The sequence below is a fragment of the Caballeronia sp. LZ001 genome (assembly GCF_031450875.1).
Taxonomy (GTDB): Bacteria; Pseudomonadota; Gammaproteobacteria; order Burkholderiales; family Burkholderiaceae; genus Caballeronia.
This window is the reverse complement of sequence record NZ_JARTVX010000003.1, coordinates 815,161-829,004: the sequence shown is the minus strand read 5'-3', so window position 1 is coordinate 829,004 and position 13,844 is coordinate 815,161. Positions and strand designations below refer to the sequence as shown.

General features: G+C 59.0%; 17 protein-coding genes. All 17 read left to right on the top strand.

Annotated elements, in window-relative coordinates:
- Nucleotides 1-44 precede the first annotated feature (44 nt).
- Nucleotides 45-290 (top strand): hypothetical protein, encoded by a 246-nt coding sequence (locus P9292_RS08245; protein WP_309958540.1) that lies wholly within the window; start codon nt 45-47, stop codon nt 288-290.
- Nucleotides 291-296: 6 nt separating this feature from the next.
- Entirely contained in the window at nt 297-779 is a 483-nt protein-coding gene (locus P9292_RS08240; protein WP_309958539.1) for a phage virion morphogenesis protein, read from the top strand.
- A gap of 88 nt (nt 780-867) precedes the next feature.
- The gene (locus P9292_RS08235; protein WP_309958538.1) at nt 868-1,680 is read left to right on the top strand and encodes a phage baseplate assembly protein V; all 813 of its coding nucleotides are present in this window, start codon (nt 868-870) and stop codon (nt 1,678-1,680) included.
- On the top strand, nt 1,677-2,033 hold the full coding sequence (locus P9292_RS08230) for a GPW/gp25 family protein (RefSeq protein WP_309958537.1): 357 nt from the start codon (nt 1,677-1,679) through the stop codon (nt 2,031-2,033). Before P9292_RS08235 ends, P9292_RS08230 begins: the two co-directional genes overlap by 4 nt.
- A complete protein-coding gene (locus P9292_RS08225) occupies nt 2,030-2,944 on the top strand; it encodes a baseplate J/gp47 family protein (protein WP_309958536.1) in 915 nt (304 codons plus the stop codon). The genes P9292_RS08230 and P9292_RS08225 overlap by 4 nt, the downstream gene beginning before the upstream one ends.
- Nucleotides 2,937-3,476, top strand: a complete 540-nt coding sequence (locus tag P9292_RS08220; protein WP_309958535.1) for a phage tail protein I — start codon at nt 2,937-2,939, stop codon at nt 3,474-3,476. The genes P9292_RS08225 and P9292_RS08220 overlap by 8 nt, the downstream gene beginning before the upstream one ends.
- Nucleotides 3,477-3,494: 18 nt before the next feature.
- Nucleotides 3,495-4,931 carry a hypothetical protein gene (locus tag P9292_RS43135; RefSeq protein WP_409015133.1) on the top strand — a complete coding sequence of 479 codons (1,437 nt, stop codon included), beginning with the start codon at nt 3,495-3,497 and terminating at the stop codon, nt 4,929-4,931.
- Nucleotides 4,932-5,023: 92 nt separating this feature from the next.
- Nucleotides 5,024-5,473, top strand: coding sequence for a phage tail assembly chaperone (locus P9292_RS08210; protein WP_309958534.1), 450 nt, complete (start codon nt 5,024-5,026; stop codon nt 5,471-5,473).
- Nucleotides 5,474-5,495: 22 nt separating this feature from the next.
- Nucleotides 5,496-5,828, top strand: a complete 333-nt coding sequence (locus P9292_RS08205; RefSeq protein ID WP_309851336.1) for a hypothetical protein — start codon at nt 5,496-5,498, stop codon at nt 5,826-5,828.
- 47 nt (nt 5,829-5,875) lie between these two features.
- The gene (locus tag P9292_RS08200; protein WP_309958533.1) at nt 5,876-7,048 is read left to right on the top strand and encodes a phage tail sheath protein; all 1,173 of its coding nucleotides are present in this window, start codon (nt 5,876-5,878) and stop codon (nt 7,046-7,048) included.
- Between the two features lie 63 nt (nt 7,049-7,111).
- Entirely contained in the window at nt 7,112-7,621 is a 510-nt protein-coding gene (locus P9292_RS08195) for a phage major tail tube protein (protein WP_309851341.1), read from the top strand.
- Between the two features lie 53 nt (nt 7,622-7,674).
- The gene (locus P9292_RS08190; protein WP_309958532.1) at nt 7,675-8,004 is read left to right on the top strand and encodes a phage tail assembly protein; all 330 of its coding nucleotides are present in this window, start codon (nt 7,675-7,677) and stop codon (nt 8,002-8,004) included.
- 8 nt (nt 8,005-8,012) lie between these two features.
- Entirely contained in the window at nt 8,013-8,126 is a 114-nt protein-coding gene (locus P9292_RS08185) for a GpE family phage tail protein (RefSeq protein WP_309851674.1), read from the top strand.
- 38 nt (nt 8,127-8,164) lie between these two features.
- Nucleotides 8,165-10,747, top strand: coding sequence for a hypothetical protein (locus P9292_RS08180; RefSeq protein WP_409015147.1), 2,583 nt, complete (start codon nt 8,165-8,167; stop codon nt 10,745-10,747).
- Between the two features lie 16 nt (nt 10,748-10,763).
- Nucleotides 10,764-11,171, top strand: coding sequence for a phage tail protein (locus P9292_RS08175; protein ID WP_250481381.1), 408 nt, complete (start codon nt 10,764-10,766; stop codon nt 11,169-11,171).
- 2 nt (nt 11,172-11,173) lie between these two features.
- Nucleotides 11,174-12,229, top strand: a complete 1,056-nt coding sequence (locus P9292_RS08170) for a phage late control D family protein (RefSeq protein ID WP_309958530.1) — start codon at nt 11,174-11,176, stop codon at nt 12,227-12,229.
- A 166-nt stretch (nt 12,230-12,395) separates the two neighbouring features.
- Nucleotides 12,396-13,145 carry a methyltransferase domain-containing protein gene (locus tag P9292_RS08165; RefSeq protein WP_309958529.1) on the top strand — a complete coding sequence of 250 codons (750 nt, stop codon included), beginning with the start codon at nt 12,396-12,398 and terminating at the stop codon, nt 13,143-13,145.
- The last annotated feature ends 699 nt before the right edge of the window (nt 13,146-13,844 follow it).

Genomic DNA, 13,844 nt, shown 5'->3' with positions numbered 1-13,844 from the left:
TCCGTCCGCTCGCTTCGTTGAAACATTCGATGTTGGAGCAAGTCATGTCCTCAAATACCTCAATGAATCGCATGGAACAAAGCGATGCGATCGCAAATCTGATCCGTCGCCAAGCTGTGGGCTATGTAGGCGATATCAGCGCATACGGTGAGTGGGTAAGGTTACTGAGCGAGACGCCGCCAGAGGTGGCCGCTTACGCACTATCTGTTGCGCTTGGCGGAAAAGCTTATCAGCAAGCGCCTCAAGGTCGACGATGCCGGGGGCGAACAGGTTGCTGTTTGAATGGTTAGCAGACGATGGACTCACAATCTCAACTCGATAGCCTGGAGACGTGGGCCAGCACGCTGCTTGCCAAGCTTGATCCCGCTGCTCGGCGCGCGGTGATGCGCGATATCGCCCGCGAGCTGCGCCGCAGCCAGCAAGCGCGCATCGCCGCGCAACGCAATCCGGACGGCAGTGCTTATGAACCCCGCAAGCCGCGCTTGAAGTCTGGAACAAAGAAGCTGCGCGGCAAGCGAGGCCGAATCAAGCGCTCGGCAATGTTCTCCAAGCTTCGCACGACGCGTTATATGCGCATTGAAGCCGATGCGAACGGGCTCGCCATCGGCTTCATCGGTCGCGTGGCGCGGATCGCGCGTGTGCATCAATTCGGTGAGACGGATCATGTCGCGCCCGGTGGCCCGGAGTATCGCTATCCCGCACGTGAGCTGCTTGGCTTCACCCGCGACGATCGCGAGTTGATCCGCGACATGCTGCTCAAACATATCTCACACGATTAGCATTTTCCTCGGCGGACAATTTTGTGTCCAGGCGCGAAACATCGGTGATTACTCGTCTCGCGCGCGCTTGCTTGGCAAGATTGGCGACATGCACGCCAATGAATTTCGCCGCCTTCTCATCAACCTGATCCGAAAGGGATCAGTGGCCGAGGTTGACCTCTCGACGAACCCGCCCAGCGTGCGGGTGTCGGTGGGCGACCCCGATGATGAGCATGCGCCGGGCTTGACGACGAACTGGCTGCCGTTCGCCACGTTGCGAGCCGGTAAGACCCGTGCGTGGAATCCGCCGAGCGTCGGCGAGCAAGTGATCCTGCTGTGCCCGATGGGCGACCCCGCACAAGGCGTTGTATGGGGAGGCATCCTTAGCGGGCGCGTGAAGCCGCCCACTCGCAGCGCTGACGTTCATGCGACCGCTTATCCGGATGGCGCACTGATTCAATACGACCATGCGGCTCACACGCTGTCCGCGAAGCTTCCCGAGGGCGCGACCATCGATCTCGTCGCACCAGACGCAGTTGTTGTCAAAACGCAGAAGGCTTCGATCGAAAGCGACGACTGCACCCTGAAATCAAAGCTCATTACGCTCGACGGCGATGTCGTCGTCAGCAAGTCGATGACGGTCGCAGGCGCATTCGCGTTTCAGTCCGGTATGAGCGGACAGGGTGAGGGCGGGAGCGATGACCACGCGATGCGCATTGACGGCGGCGCTCACTTCTCGAAGGATGTGACGGCGGCCGGAGTCAGTGTGGAGGGCCACTTGCACCGTGCTCAAGGCTCCACTGCACCCACGAGTAAGCCGATCAAAGGCGCGAGTTTCAGAGGTATGAATGCGGCCGCTGGTGCAAGGGTCTGCAAGTCGGCATTACGCCGACGGTTCAATCGCCGGAGAAAAGCCGTATGAGAGGCATGAACGCACTCAACGGCCGTTGGATCTCCGGCCTCGATCATCTCTACCAGTCGATCGGCAAGATCGTTTCGACGCCGCTTGCCTCGTGCATCAAGCGTCGCGACTTCGGCTCCGAATTGACCGATCTGATCGACGCACCGGCCAACGGCGCGATGCGAACTCGCCTGTACGCGGCCGTTGCGACTGCGCTGATGCGCTGGGAGCCGCGTCTCACGTTGACCCGTGTGCTGCTCGTCGCCGATGAGGCCGCGCAAGGGGTGCTTTATCTTGAAATCGAGGGCTGGACCGGTGTGAGCGGCACGCCCGTGCGTGCGCGCGTTGACGTCTTGAGTGGAAAAGTAGCATGAGCGCAACACCTATCGATCTTTCTAAGCTCCCGTCGCCAGACATCATCGAGACGATCGATTTCGAAACCTTGTTGTCGACTTTGAAAGCGAAATTCGTCTCGCTGCATGCCAAGGAGGAACAGGCGGAGATATCGGAGACACTCAAGCTCGAATCGGAGCCGATTGTGCGCTTGTTGCAGCTGCTGGCCTATCGCGAAATGACGCTGCGCCAGCGCGTGAACGATGCCGCGCGCCGAATCATGCTCGCCTATGCGATCGATGCAGACCTGGATCATCTGGCCGCGCTCGTCGGCATTAAACGGCAGACGATCACGCCGGCGAACCCCGAGAAGGGGACCAAGGCCAAGATGGAGGGCAATGCCGATCTGCGTGCGCGGGTGCAGCTCGCGCCACAGCGTTTCTCCGTGGCAGGTCCCGAAGGCGCTTATATCTCGCTTGCGCGCAACGCGCACGCTCATGTGCTCGACGCGACCGCCATCAGTCCTGCGCCGTGTGAGGTGCTCGTCACGATCCTGTCTCGCTTGGATGATGGCGCGGCCGAAGCGAGCTTGATTGATGCCGTCGTCTCCGCGTTGAGTGCAAGCGACGTGCGACCGCTCACCGATAAGGTCACGGTCAAGTCAGCTGAAGTCATCAAATATGAGGTGCGCGCGAGGTTGACTTTCTTCTCCGGCCCCGATCGCGCGGTCGCGCTTGAAGAGGCCAACAAAACCATGAAAGGCTACGCCGAGCAGATGCACCGGCTTGGGATGGAAGTCACGCTCGATGGAATCTATGCGGCTGCACGCGCACCGGGCGTTCAGAAGGTCGTGCTTGAGCAGCCGCTCCAAAGTATCAAAGCGTCCAAGACGCAAGCGCCTTATTGCACCAGCATCGAACTGATCGACGACGGGGTGTACAGCCTTGAATAAATTGCTTCCGCCCAATGCGACTCGGCTCGAACGCCGGTTTGCCGATACGAGCGCATCTATTGACGACATTCCGACGCCGCTTGCCACGCTCATCGATCCTGATGCGATTCGTCTCGATCTCCTGCCGTGGCTCGCGTGGCAGTTGGGCGTTGATACGTGGAAAGGGTATTGGCCCGAACACGTGAAGCGCGCGCGTGTGAAGCAGGCTATCCCCGTAGCGCGTCGCAAGGGGACGGCCGCCGCGGTGCGCGAGGTGGTCGCAGCCTTCGGTGGCAACCTCATCCTGCGCGAGTGGTTCGAGCTCCAGCCGGTGGGCAGGCCAGGGACGTTCGAAATCCTGATGACCGTCAGCGGTCATGAGGGCAAGGTGCCGAGCGCCGAGTATGTAGCCGACATCCGTGCAGAGATCGACCGCACCAAGCCCCTGCGGGCGCACTACACGTTCAAGCAGGGATTTTCGAAGCAGGTTCAGCAACCGATCGGCGCTTCGGCGCGCGTGGCAGTGTACCGCCGACTCAATTTATGTGAATAACGAATCGACTAGCAGACGATGGCAAACCTTCTCACCCTAACCGATGCTGGCCGCGCGGCGCTTGTCGCGCCGAACAAGGACGGTACGAATGCACACAAGATCGTCGAGATCGGTCTTGCGACCGCAGCGTTCGAGTCGAGCAAGGCGCTCAAGGCGCTGCCGAACGAGCGCAAGCGGATCACAACCTTCGGCGGCACGAACGTGGCCCCCGACACGATTCACGCGACGCTTACGGACGATAGCGAAGACCAATATTCGCTTTACGGTTTTGGGCTGTATCTCGAAGACGGCACGCTGCTAGCCGCGTACGGGCAGGACACGCCGATCATGGAAAAGTCGCCCGCTGCCTTGCTGTTGCTCTCGTGTGACATGCAGTTCGCGGCGATCGATGCTACGCAGTTGGTCTTTGGCGAAACGTCGTTCCTCAATCCGCCGGCGACCACGGAACGGCAAGGCGTGGTGGAGCTTGCCACCAGTGCTGAGACCGTCGCGGGCACGGATACTCGCCGCGCGGCGACACCGGCCGGTGTTCAAGCGGCGATCGGTCACGCCATCGTTGACAAATCCAATCGTGGGCACCACCACGCAATTCTCGAGATTGACGGGTTGCAGGCCGCGCTAGACGGCAAATATTCGACTACGGGCGGACCGGTAGGCGGCGATGTTCGTCTGAAGTCTGCGGGCTCTCCCTATAGTCCGGCGCTCTTATTCGATGCGAACGGCTTCTCGCCTTTTGTACGTTCGAACGCGACGCAACGGCAACTCGAATTCGTCAATAGCGCGAATCGCGCGATTAACGCGACCTTGTCCGACAGCGGCGTGCTGTCTTTGCCGCGCGCGCGCCCGACATGGGCGGGTGTCACGCCCTGGGACACTGGCAATCTGCCCAATCCCTTGACGACGAACGGAGGCTCGATCAACGGGCCACTGTATTCGAATCAGCGTGTGCAAGGCGCTGATCTTGTGTCTTTGGGCTATGTCTACGCAGGCGGTGGGCACGCCTCTCTCGCCAGCGACGGCAACCTCTCCGGCGGTGTTTGGGGTGGATGGCTGTCCAACTGGCTGAACACTCAATTCGCTGCGCGTGATAACGGCATCAACGCACGCGCGCCGATCCGAAATGGCAACGGCGGGTATGGCTATGTCGTGAGTGATACCGCCCACAAGGTAACGCTTAACTGGGGCGCCAATGTCGACATGTATGTCGATACCACCTACATCGGCGCGATCCTTACGCACACTAATTTCGGCAACTGGGCTGCGCCCCGCACGATCCTTGATCCAGGCGGCGTCGGCTCGTTTTGCCTTCGCACCTCGCGTCCCGGCTATATCTCGCCGACTCAACCCTCTGATGGCGGCTTTGCCGCGTACTCGGGGAACTGGCGTCGGCAGGATCAGTGCAAGGTCGGTGGCAACCATTCGCTGTATGTCTACCTCTGGCAACGCATCAGCTAATCATGAAGATTCCAATCCTTTTCGACACCAATGCCAACCGTCATGCCGCGCATTCAGCTCGCAGCACCAGCGCGATATTGCACGAAGCGCCGGTGATCCGCGATCCGTATGAGATCGGCACCGTCACGAACCCTCAATGGATGGATCCCGAGCAAAAGCAATGCATCCGCTGCACTGTGACGTTCCCCAATCATCCGATGGGCATCACGGAACCACAGGTCTTCTTTGCTATGCCCACTGATGTTGAAGCGCACGGTCGGGCGTTATTCGCCCGATTGGTCGCGGGCGAGTTCGGTCCAATTGCGAGTTACGTGGAGGATATGGAAGTCATCGCAGCCCAAGCGCGCGAGCAACGCAACGAACGGCTCGCCGCGACACAGTGGCTAGTCGATCGGCATCGTGACGAGCAAGACGCGGGCGTGCCGACGACGTTGGATGCTTCCACTTTCAAAGCGCTCGTCGTCTATCGCCAGGCGCTTCGCGCAGTCACCGCTCAACCCGGTTTCCCGAAGCACATCGAGTGGCCGGTGTCACCCCTGTAAATCTCTCATTTGGAATCCACATATGCCGCTGAAAAAAAACGTTGAAATCGCCTCGATCGGTGTCCCCGCATCGTTTCATGTTGTCCGCCGAGTGACTGTTGATCTGCAGTTGAAGCAGAGCATCGTCGAGGTCGCAAGCTTCTACAACCGCGAGGTCGCGCAACAAGGCGCGCAGTCCATCGGTATCGCTACCGTTCAGGTGGAGGGCGTGCCTGGTAAGGGCGAAGACCTGACTCGGTTTGCCGAGCGAGTGCTGATCGAGCCGCCCCCCGAGCGCATCGACCCGTCCGCGCTCCCGCCCAATCGGTTCGTGTTCAGCGACGCCGATGTGGTGCCTGACATCACAGTACCGTAAGCCTCATCTCCCGTATTTACTCACCCTCATCATCGGAGTTTCGCACCATGCCAACCTACTATCACCACGGCGTTCGTGTTATCGAAATCAATCAGGGCACGCGACCCATTCGCACCGTGGCCACCGCTGTGATCGGCGTGGTGTGCACGGCAGACGATGCGGACGAAAACGCCTTTCCTTTGAATACGCCCGTTCTGCTCACGAACGTCGTCGACGCTCTAGGTAAAGCTGGAAAGAAGGGCACGCTCTCCACCACGCTTCGGGCCATCGGTGCACAGACCAAGGCCCTCACTGTCGTCGTGCGCGTGGCCGAAGGTAAAGATCAGGACGAGACGGTCGGCAATGTGATCGGGACCGTGACGAGCGACGGCCGCTACACCGGCATGAAAGCTTTTCTCGCCGCAAACGCGAAGCTTCATGTCACGCCGCGCATTATCGGTGTGCCGGGACTGGACCGGCCGGAAGTCGCCGCCGCCATGCTGCCGATTGCGCAATCGTTGCGCGCGATGACGTATGCGTTCGCTTGGGGGTGCAAGACCAAGGAGGAGGTCGCCGCGTATCGAGACCAATTCGGCCAGCGCGAGATCATGCTCCTTTGGCCTAACTTCATCGCCTGGGATAGCGATGCGAAGAAAAACGTCGAGGTTCCGTCAGTGGCGTACGCATTAGGCCTGCGCGCGAAGATCGACGAGCAAGTCGGTTGGCACAAGACGCTCTCGAATGTGGCCGTCAATGGCGTGGTGGGTATCTCGGCTGACGTCTCGTGGGGTCTGCAAGATCCGGCCACCGACGCGGGCTATCTCAACGAAAAAGGCGTCACGACGCTCATCAACAAGGACGGCTTCCGGTTCTGGGGCTCGCGTACCTGCTCCAGCGATCCGCTCTTTGCGTTCGAGAACTCGACGCGCACCGCACAGGTGCTCGCCGATTCGATCGCGGAAGCACAAATGCCCGTCGTCGACGGGCCGCTTCATCCGTCGTTGCCGCGCGACATCATCGAGACGATCAACGGCAAATTCAGGGCGTGGATTTCTCAAGGCTATCTGATCGGCGGCTCGGCCTGGTTCGACCCTGCGCCTAACACGACTGACACGTTGAAGTCTGGGCAGTCGTTCATCGACTACGACTATACGCCCGTGCCCCCGCTTGAAAATCTTGTGCTGCGTCAGCGCATCACCGACCGATATCTCGCGGACTTCGCCTCACGCGTGAGCGCGTAACGATTTGCCTTAGCCGTCGGCGTCACCGCGGCCATCAGGATGGTCTTTTCAAGGAGAAAAAACATGGGGATGCCTCGCAAACTCAAAGGATTCAACCTGTTTCACAACGGCGAAAGCTTTATCGGGCAAGTTGCCGAGGTTACGCTGCCCAAGCTCACCCGCAAGATGGAGGACTATCAGGGCGCAGGCATGAGCGGGCCGATCAAGATCGATTTCGGTCAAGAGGGCATCCAGATGGAATGGACGTGCGGCGGCTTGATGCGTCCTGTACTCGCCCAGTATGGCGTGACCACGCACGATGGCGTGTTGCTGCGCTTTTCTGGCGGCTACCAGTCCGAAGACGCAACCAGTGTCGATTCAGTCGAAATTGTCATCAAGGGTCGGCATAGCGAGATCGAGATGGGCACAGCGAAGGCCAAAGACGACACCGCGTTCAAGGTCACGACCGTCGCGAGTTATTACAAGCTGACGATCAACGGGCAAGAGCTCATCGAGATCGACTTCATCAACTCGATCGAAAAGATCAACGGCAAGGATCTATTGGCCGCGCTTCGCAAAGCGATCGGCATTTGAGCTGGGGCGCAGCGCTCACAATTCCTTCACCACTTTGACTGACAGAAACGAATATGGAAACCAATCAAATCGATAACGAACCGAAGGCCGATGCAAACACGCACACGCTCGACACGCCATTGGTGCGCGGCGAGCAGACCATCACCACTGTCACGCTGCGAAAACCCAAGTCGGGCGAGTTGCGCGGCGTGTCGCTGTCCGACCTCGTGAACCTCGATGTCGCCGCGCTCTCGAAGGTGCTGCCGCGCATCAGCATGCCTACGCTCACCGAGCACGATGTCGCCAACATCGATCCCGCTGATCTGGTCGAGTTAGGAGGCATCTTTGCGGGTTTTTTGATGTCGAAGGCCGTCAAATCGAAACTGGAATCCCTGAAAGGGTAGAAGATGCGATGGCCGACATCGCCGTGGTCTTTGGCTGGACGCCTGCGGTAATGGATGACTTTGGTCTAGTGGAGCTGATGGCGTGGCGCGAGCGGGCGCGGCAACGTAGCGGGAGCGAATAGCGGTGGACAACGCATTGAAACTTCGGGTCATGTTCGACATGGTGGACAAGATCACCAAGCCCTTGAAGACCATGCTCGCAGGCAACAAAGCGCTCGCCTCATCGCTCAAAGAAACGCGTGCGCAGTTAACCCAATTGAGCAACACGCAGAAGAACATCGCCGCGTTTCGCGAGCTTTCCGGTAGCGTTGCCAAGACGACGGCTGAAATGAAGTCCGCTCACGCCACCGTGGGAGAACTCACACGCGCGCTGCATGCATCGGGGCCGCCGTCGAAAGCCATGATTGCTGATTTCGAGCGGGCCAAGCAGGCCGCCGTGACGCTCACCGCCAAGCATAGTCAGCAGGTCGCGAAGTTGGGCGAGTTGCGAACGAAGCTATCGGACGCGGGTGTCGCGACATCGAGCCTGGCTCGGCACGAGCGCGAACTCAAGACGAGCATCGACGCGACTAAGGAATCGATCGCGCAACAGCACAAGCAACTCGAACAGCTTGCGGAGCGCGAGAAGCGCATCGCGGCCGCCCGCACAAAGATGCAAGCCATGCAGGGCGTCGGGGCCAACATGGCCATCGGCGGCTATGCGGCCAAGAGCACCGGCACGCACATTCTGGGCGGCCTGGGTGAGACGCTCGGCGAGGCCAAGAAGGTCCAGAATGAGATCGCACGAATTCAGGCTCTGGGCTTGGGCGAGCACGCCACGCAGGACGCCGTAAAGTTCGCACGCGGCATGAAGGTGTACGGCGCGAGCACCTCCGACAATATGACCATGATGCGCGACTCGATGTCGGTCTTTGCCGATTCACACCATGCAAAGGTTGCAACACCAATCCTGTCGAAGATGAAGTTTGCGAACGACGCCGTGTACGGTGGAGAGCATGCCGAAGACAATGAGCGCAAGTTCATGAACATGCTCAAGGTGATCGAACTGCGAGGCGGGACGAAGGACCAAGCGACGTTCCTGGATGAGGCCAACCGCGTTCAGAAAGTGATATCGGCGACCGGCGGCCGGGTCGGCGGTGATCAGTGGATGGAGTTCATTCAGCGCGGCGGCGTGGCCGCCAAGTCGCTTTCCAAAGACGCGTTCTTCTATCAGATGGAGCCGCTTATTCAGGAGATGCGCGGCAGCGCCGGTAAGGGCCTCATGTCGGGCTACCAGAACCTGATCGAGGGGCGCACGACCGTACGCGCCGCGCGCAAGCTGATGAATCTCGGACTGCTCGATTCCAAAAAAGTCGAATACGACAAGAACGGCCACGTCAAGGCATTCGCCGATGGAGCGCTGCTCAATTCGGAACAGTTCAAGTCCTCGCCCTATGAGTGGATGAAGGAGACGTTGCTACCAGCGCTTGCGAAGAAAGGGATCACCGACGAGAAAGCGATCGTCAGCACGATCGGCTCGATGTTCACGAACTCGACCGCCTCGAACTTGTTCACCACGATGTTCTTGCAACGCAATCAGATTGCAAAGAACGAGCGCCAGAACAAGGTGGCGGCGGACATTGATACGCTGAGCGGCATTGCGCAGGAGCAAACGAGCGGCAAAGAGCTTGCCGCAATGGCCAAGCTGCGTGACCTCAAAAATGAGATTGGTCAGCGCGTCACGCCGCTCTATAACGCGGGGCTCGACAAAACGCGCTCGCTAGCCGAACGGTTGCTCACCGTGGTCAAAGCGCATCCGGGCGCGGCGAAGGCCGTCATTACCGTGTTAGCGGTATTCGCCGCGCTACTTGCCGTGTGCGGGACGTTGACGATTGCTTTGGCGGCCATCCTTGGGCCGCTCGCGTTGCTGCGTTTTAGCATGGCGGTGCTCGGCATGAAGGGCGGTCTCTTGACGCGAGGGCTGGGGCTTGCCGTCGGCGCGTTTCGGATGTTTGGCTCTGCCGCCATGTTCGCCGGGCGAGCGCTGCTGATGAGCCCGATCGGGCTTGCGATCACGGCCCTCGTCGCTGTGATCGCCCTGGCTGCGTACGCCATCTACACGCACTGGGACACGATCAAATCCGGTGCGTCATCGCTCTGGGAGCATATGCGATCGACGTTTGCCGGGGGCGTGGCATGGCTCAAAGCACTCCCCGCTTCGATGGCGACGATCGGGACGAACATCATCTCTGGCCTGGTGAGCGGCATTACGAGCAGTATGGGGTCGGTCAAGGATGCAATCATGAACGTGGCGAGCTCGACCGTCGGCTGGTTCAAGGCAAAGCTCGGCATCCACAGCCCAAGTCGCGTCTTCAGCGCACTGGGCCACTTCGTCGGAGAGGGCGCGGCGCTCGGCATCGACCGCGCTCAGGAGCGTGTCGCACGCGCGGCCATCGGCCTGGCGGCAGTCGCGGCAAGCTCGTTCGCTGCGCCTGCGATCGCGGCAGTGCCGCAGCTCACCAAGTCTATTGAGCCTACCGTCGCGCTGACACGTCCGCGCGTGCCAATCGACACGCGCGGACCATTGGCGGCGACGGCAGCGGGTAGTGCAGCAAGGAACGCTACCGATGCGGTCACGATCAACATCTATCCGCAGCCGGGCATGGACGCGCAAGCCATCGCGCGAGCCGTTGCGGCTGAGCTCGATCGCCGTGAACGCGCGAAGCAGTCGCGCTTGGGCTCAAGCCTGCGGGATAAAGCGTAAGCACGAGGGAGCCGCCATGATGATGTCGCTGGGACAGTTCGTCTTTAGTCTCAAAACCGCGCCGCTCAAGGAATTGCAACGCCAGCGCAACTGGAAGCATCGAACCAGCTCGCGCATTGGCGTGCGTGATGCAAGTCAGTACGTGGGCGTCGGTGACGACACGATCACGCTCAATGGCATGATCGCGCAAGACAATTCAATTGGCGCTATCGCCTCGCTGGGCGAGCTCGCGAAGATGGGGGACACGGGCGAGGCGTATGTGCTTGTTGACGGCGCGGGCACCGTGTATGGCGCGTTCATCATCGAGAGCTTGAATGAGACCGCGAGCTATCACACGCGTGATGGTGTTGCTCGCAAGATCGAGTTCAATTTGTTGATCAAGCGTGTCGACGACGATGCGTTAGCGAATGCGCAAGGTTCCTGAGCATGACCGTGCACGCACGCTTACAACCGCAAGCCGACTATCGCATCACGCTCGATGGTCGTGATCTGTCGCGCCTGATCGCGCCCAAGCTCATCAGTCTGACGCTCTCGGAGTCGCGCGCCGAAGAATCCGACACGCTTGATCTCGTCATCGACGATTCCAAAAACACATTTGCCATACCGAAACGTGGTGCAAACATTCGCGTGGCGATCGGGTGGGTTGGGGAGTCGCTTGTTGACAAAGGAGTCTTCACGGTCGATGAAATCGAGCACAGCGGCGCACCCGATCTCATCACGATTCGCGCACGATCAGCCTCGATGACCCATGCCATGCACGAGCGGCGCGAACAAAGCTGGCATGGCCAGACACTCGGCGCGATCGTGCGCACCATTGCATCACGACATTCGCTAAAAGCCGCGGTGAGTGAGGTGCTCGCCTCGGTCGCGATTGCCCATATCGATCAGACCCATGAGAGCGATATGTCGTTTCTCACGCGGCTTGCCCGGCGCTTCGACGCAGTAATGAACGTCAAGGATCTGCATTTGCTCTTCATGCCGATCGGCACCGGCAAGACGGCGAGCGGGCGGGCGCTTGCCGAGGTGAGACTCACGCGGAAGGACGGCGATAGCCATCGCTACCACGTCGCACAGCGCGAGAGCTATTCTGCCGTGCGGGCGCATTGGCATTCCAACGGCGCAGGTAAACGGCGGTCCGTTGTGATCGGCGGAGAAAACAATCGCAATGTGAAAGTGCTGCCCGAAGACTACGCGAGCGAAGCCGAGGCACGAGCAGCAGCGAAGGCGGAATATGCGCGGGTGCAGCGCAGTCAGGCCACGATGGATTACACATTGGCGCACGGCCGCGCGGAGGTGTTTCCTGAACTGCCAGTGACGATCAAAGGCTTTAAACCTGAAATTGACGACACGCTTTGGCTTGTCAAAAGGGTGGTGCACACGCTCACGGGCGACGCGGGCTTTACGAGCGCACTCGAGTTAGAGGTACGAGATGACCCTACAACAGCCAAGCACCGATCTCATTTTCGCAAGCGCGCTTCTTGAGCGAGGAAGTTCGCTTGCAGGGACCTTCGGCGGTTACAGCGTGCGTTCATATCGCGGACGTCCCGGCTTGCTTTCGATTTTTTGCTTTTTTCAGACAAGGTCATATTGTTGAAAGCAAGGCTGAAATGGTATCTTCATACGTTTCTCATCCGAATTACGAGGCGAAATGGAACCGGGTTTCAGCTTTGACCGTTTAGACATGACGAGGTATATGGAAATTGTGCTTGCCTACTTGGCAGAGCACTCTCGTGGAAACGAGCGAATACTTGATATTCCGGCCGGGTGCGGCGTCTTTGGATCCACACTCGAAGAGCTAGGACATCAGGTCGTTAAAGCAGACATCAACGGTTGGCCAGGATCTACTCGCGCAAACATGGAGGCTCCTCTGCCATGGTCTAACGGAGAGTTCGATGTCGTGACGTGCCTCGAAGGGATCGAGCATGTAGTCAACTCGATAGGTCTGATGCGGGAATTGGTTAGAGTGACAGCGCCGCAAGGCCGGATAATTATTTCGACACCAAACATCGCTAACCTTTATTCTCGTTTTCAGTTTCTTTTTACAGGTACGTTCTTTCAATTCGGCGCGAACAACATGCGTCAAAGCAATGGGACGTTGCTCGACCGTGGCCATATCAGTCCATATACGCCTCTTCACTTGATCTACTTCTTTGGTTCCATGGGATGTAGACTCACTGAAATACGTGTCGACCGATCTAAACGAAAGGTGCTCATACCGCTCTACCTAACGATGAAGCCGTTTTCGTATCTTTGGACGAGTCGCATTGTCAAAGGGACGCCGCCGGGTACATATCCGGGGGTCAGCTCACTGACCAAACTTCTGAACGGCTACAAACTCATGTTTGGTCGCTCGCAGATCCTCGTCTTCGAAAAGACGGCTGAGGCTGCAAGCGCATGATATGTCATCGGTGACTCGCCTTTCCGGACGATTCGACGCGATGATGAATGTGAAGGATCTGCATTTGTTGTTCACCCAAATCAGCCTGAAATAAAAGGCAAGCGACTGCACGCTTACCCAAGTCAATCTCACGCGACGCGAAGGTGGCAGCCATCGCTATCATATCGCGCAGCGCGAAAGCTACGCTGGGGTGCGTACACACGGGCATCACAACCGCGCGGGCAAGCGTCAGTCCGTTGTGATCGGGGGCAAAAGCGATCGCAATCTGAAGGTGCTACCCGAAGACTACGCGAATGAAGTGGAAGCATGGGCGGCAGCGGCCGAATTTGCGCGTGTGCCAGCGCACTCAGCGGGTCAGCCTTGTCAATACTTTCTGTCCAAAATTTTTACACTAGTTGCGATTGCGAAAGTACGCCGGTGCGGCCGAGAATAGTTTCCCGGAACGCCATGACGTGGCCAGATCGAGAGCAAGTTTCCTCCATCTCGATTGCACCGATCGAAACGTGCCTTCGCGTTTAGCGCGTCGAATCTTGTCGACGACGTTCCAGCCTTTAACGTAGTGAGAGAAGCTGCGTTTGCTAGAGAGGTAGTGTGGGGCATGAGTTCCAACCCAAGCGAGCAGCTCTTCAGGCGGAACGTCTTCGGTTGCTATGCCATCTTCAAGGTTTGCGACCACGCTCCCATCTTCGTTTGGATCTC

Coding starts and splice junctions, on each gene's coding strand:
- P9292_RS08165 (WP_309958529.1), top strand. CDS start 12,396: ATGGAACCGGGTTTCAGCTTTGACCGTTTAGACATGACGAGGTATATG.
- P9292_RS08195 (WP_309851341.1), top strand. CDS start 7,112: ATGGGGATGCCTCGCAAACTCAAAGGATTCAACCTGTTTCACAACGGC.
- P9292_RS08235 (WP_309958538.1), top strand. CDS start 868: ATGCACGCCAATGAATTTCGCCGCCTTCTCATCAACCTGATCCGAAAG.
- P9292_RS08180 (WP_409015147.1), top strand. CDS start 8,165: ATGGTGGACAAGATCACCAAGCCCTTGAAGACCATGCTCGCAGGCAAC.
- P9292_RS08245 (WP_309958540.1), top strand. CDS start 45: ATGTCCTCAAATACCTCAATGAATCGCATGGAACAAAGCGATGCGATC.
- P9292_RS08185 (WP_309851674.1), top strand. CDS start 8,013: ATGGCCGACATCGCCGTGGTCTTTGGCTGGACGCCTGCGGTAATGGAT.
- P9292_RS08225 (WP_309958536.1), top strand. CDS start 2,030: ATGAGCGCAACACCTATCGATCTTTCTAAGCTCCCGTCGCCAGACATC.
- P9292_RS08175 (WP_250481381.1), top strand. CDS start 10,764: ATGATGATGTCGCTGGGACAGTTCGTCTTTAGTCTCAAAACCGCGCCG.
- P9292_RS08170 (WP_309958530.1), top strand. CDS start 11,174: ATGACCGTGCACGCACGCTTACAACCGCAAGCCGACTATCGCATCACG.
- P9292_RS08240 (WP_309958539.1), top strand. CDS start 297: ATGGACTCACAATCTCAACTCGATAGCCTGGAGACGTGGGCCAGCACG.
- P9292_RS08200 (WP_309958533.1), top strand. CDS start 5,876: ATGCCAACCTACTATCACCACGGCGTTCGTGTTATCGAAATCAATCAG.
- P9292_RS08205 (WP_309851336.1), top strand. CDS start 5,496: ATGCCGCTGAAAAAAAACGTTGAAATCGCCTCGATCGGTGTCCCCGCA.
- P9292_RS43135 (WP_409015133.1), top strand. CDS start 3,495: ATGGCAAACCTTCTCACCCTAACCGATGCTGGCCGCGCGGCGCTTGTC.
- P9292_RS08230 (WP_309958537.1), top strand. CDS start 1,677: ATGAGAGGCATGAACGCACTCAACGGCCGTTGGATCTCCGGCCTCGAT.
- P9292_RS08190 (WP_309958532.1), top strand. CDS start 7,675: ATGGAAACCAATCAAATCGATAACGAACCGAAGGCCGATGCAAACACG.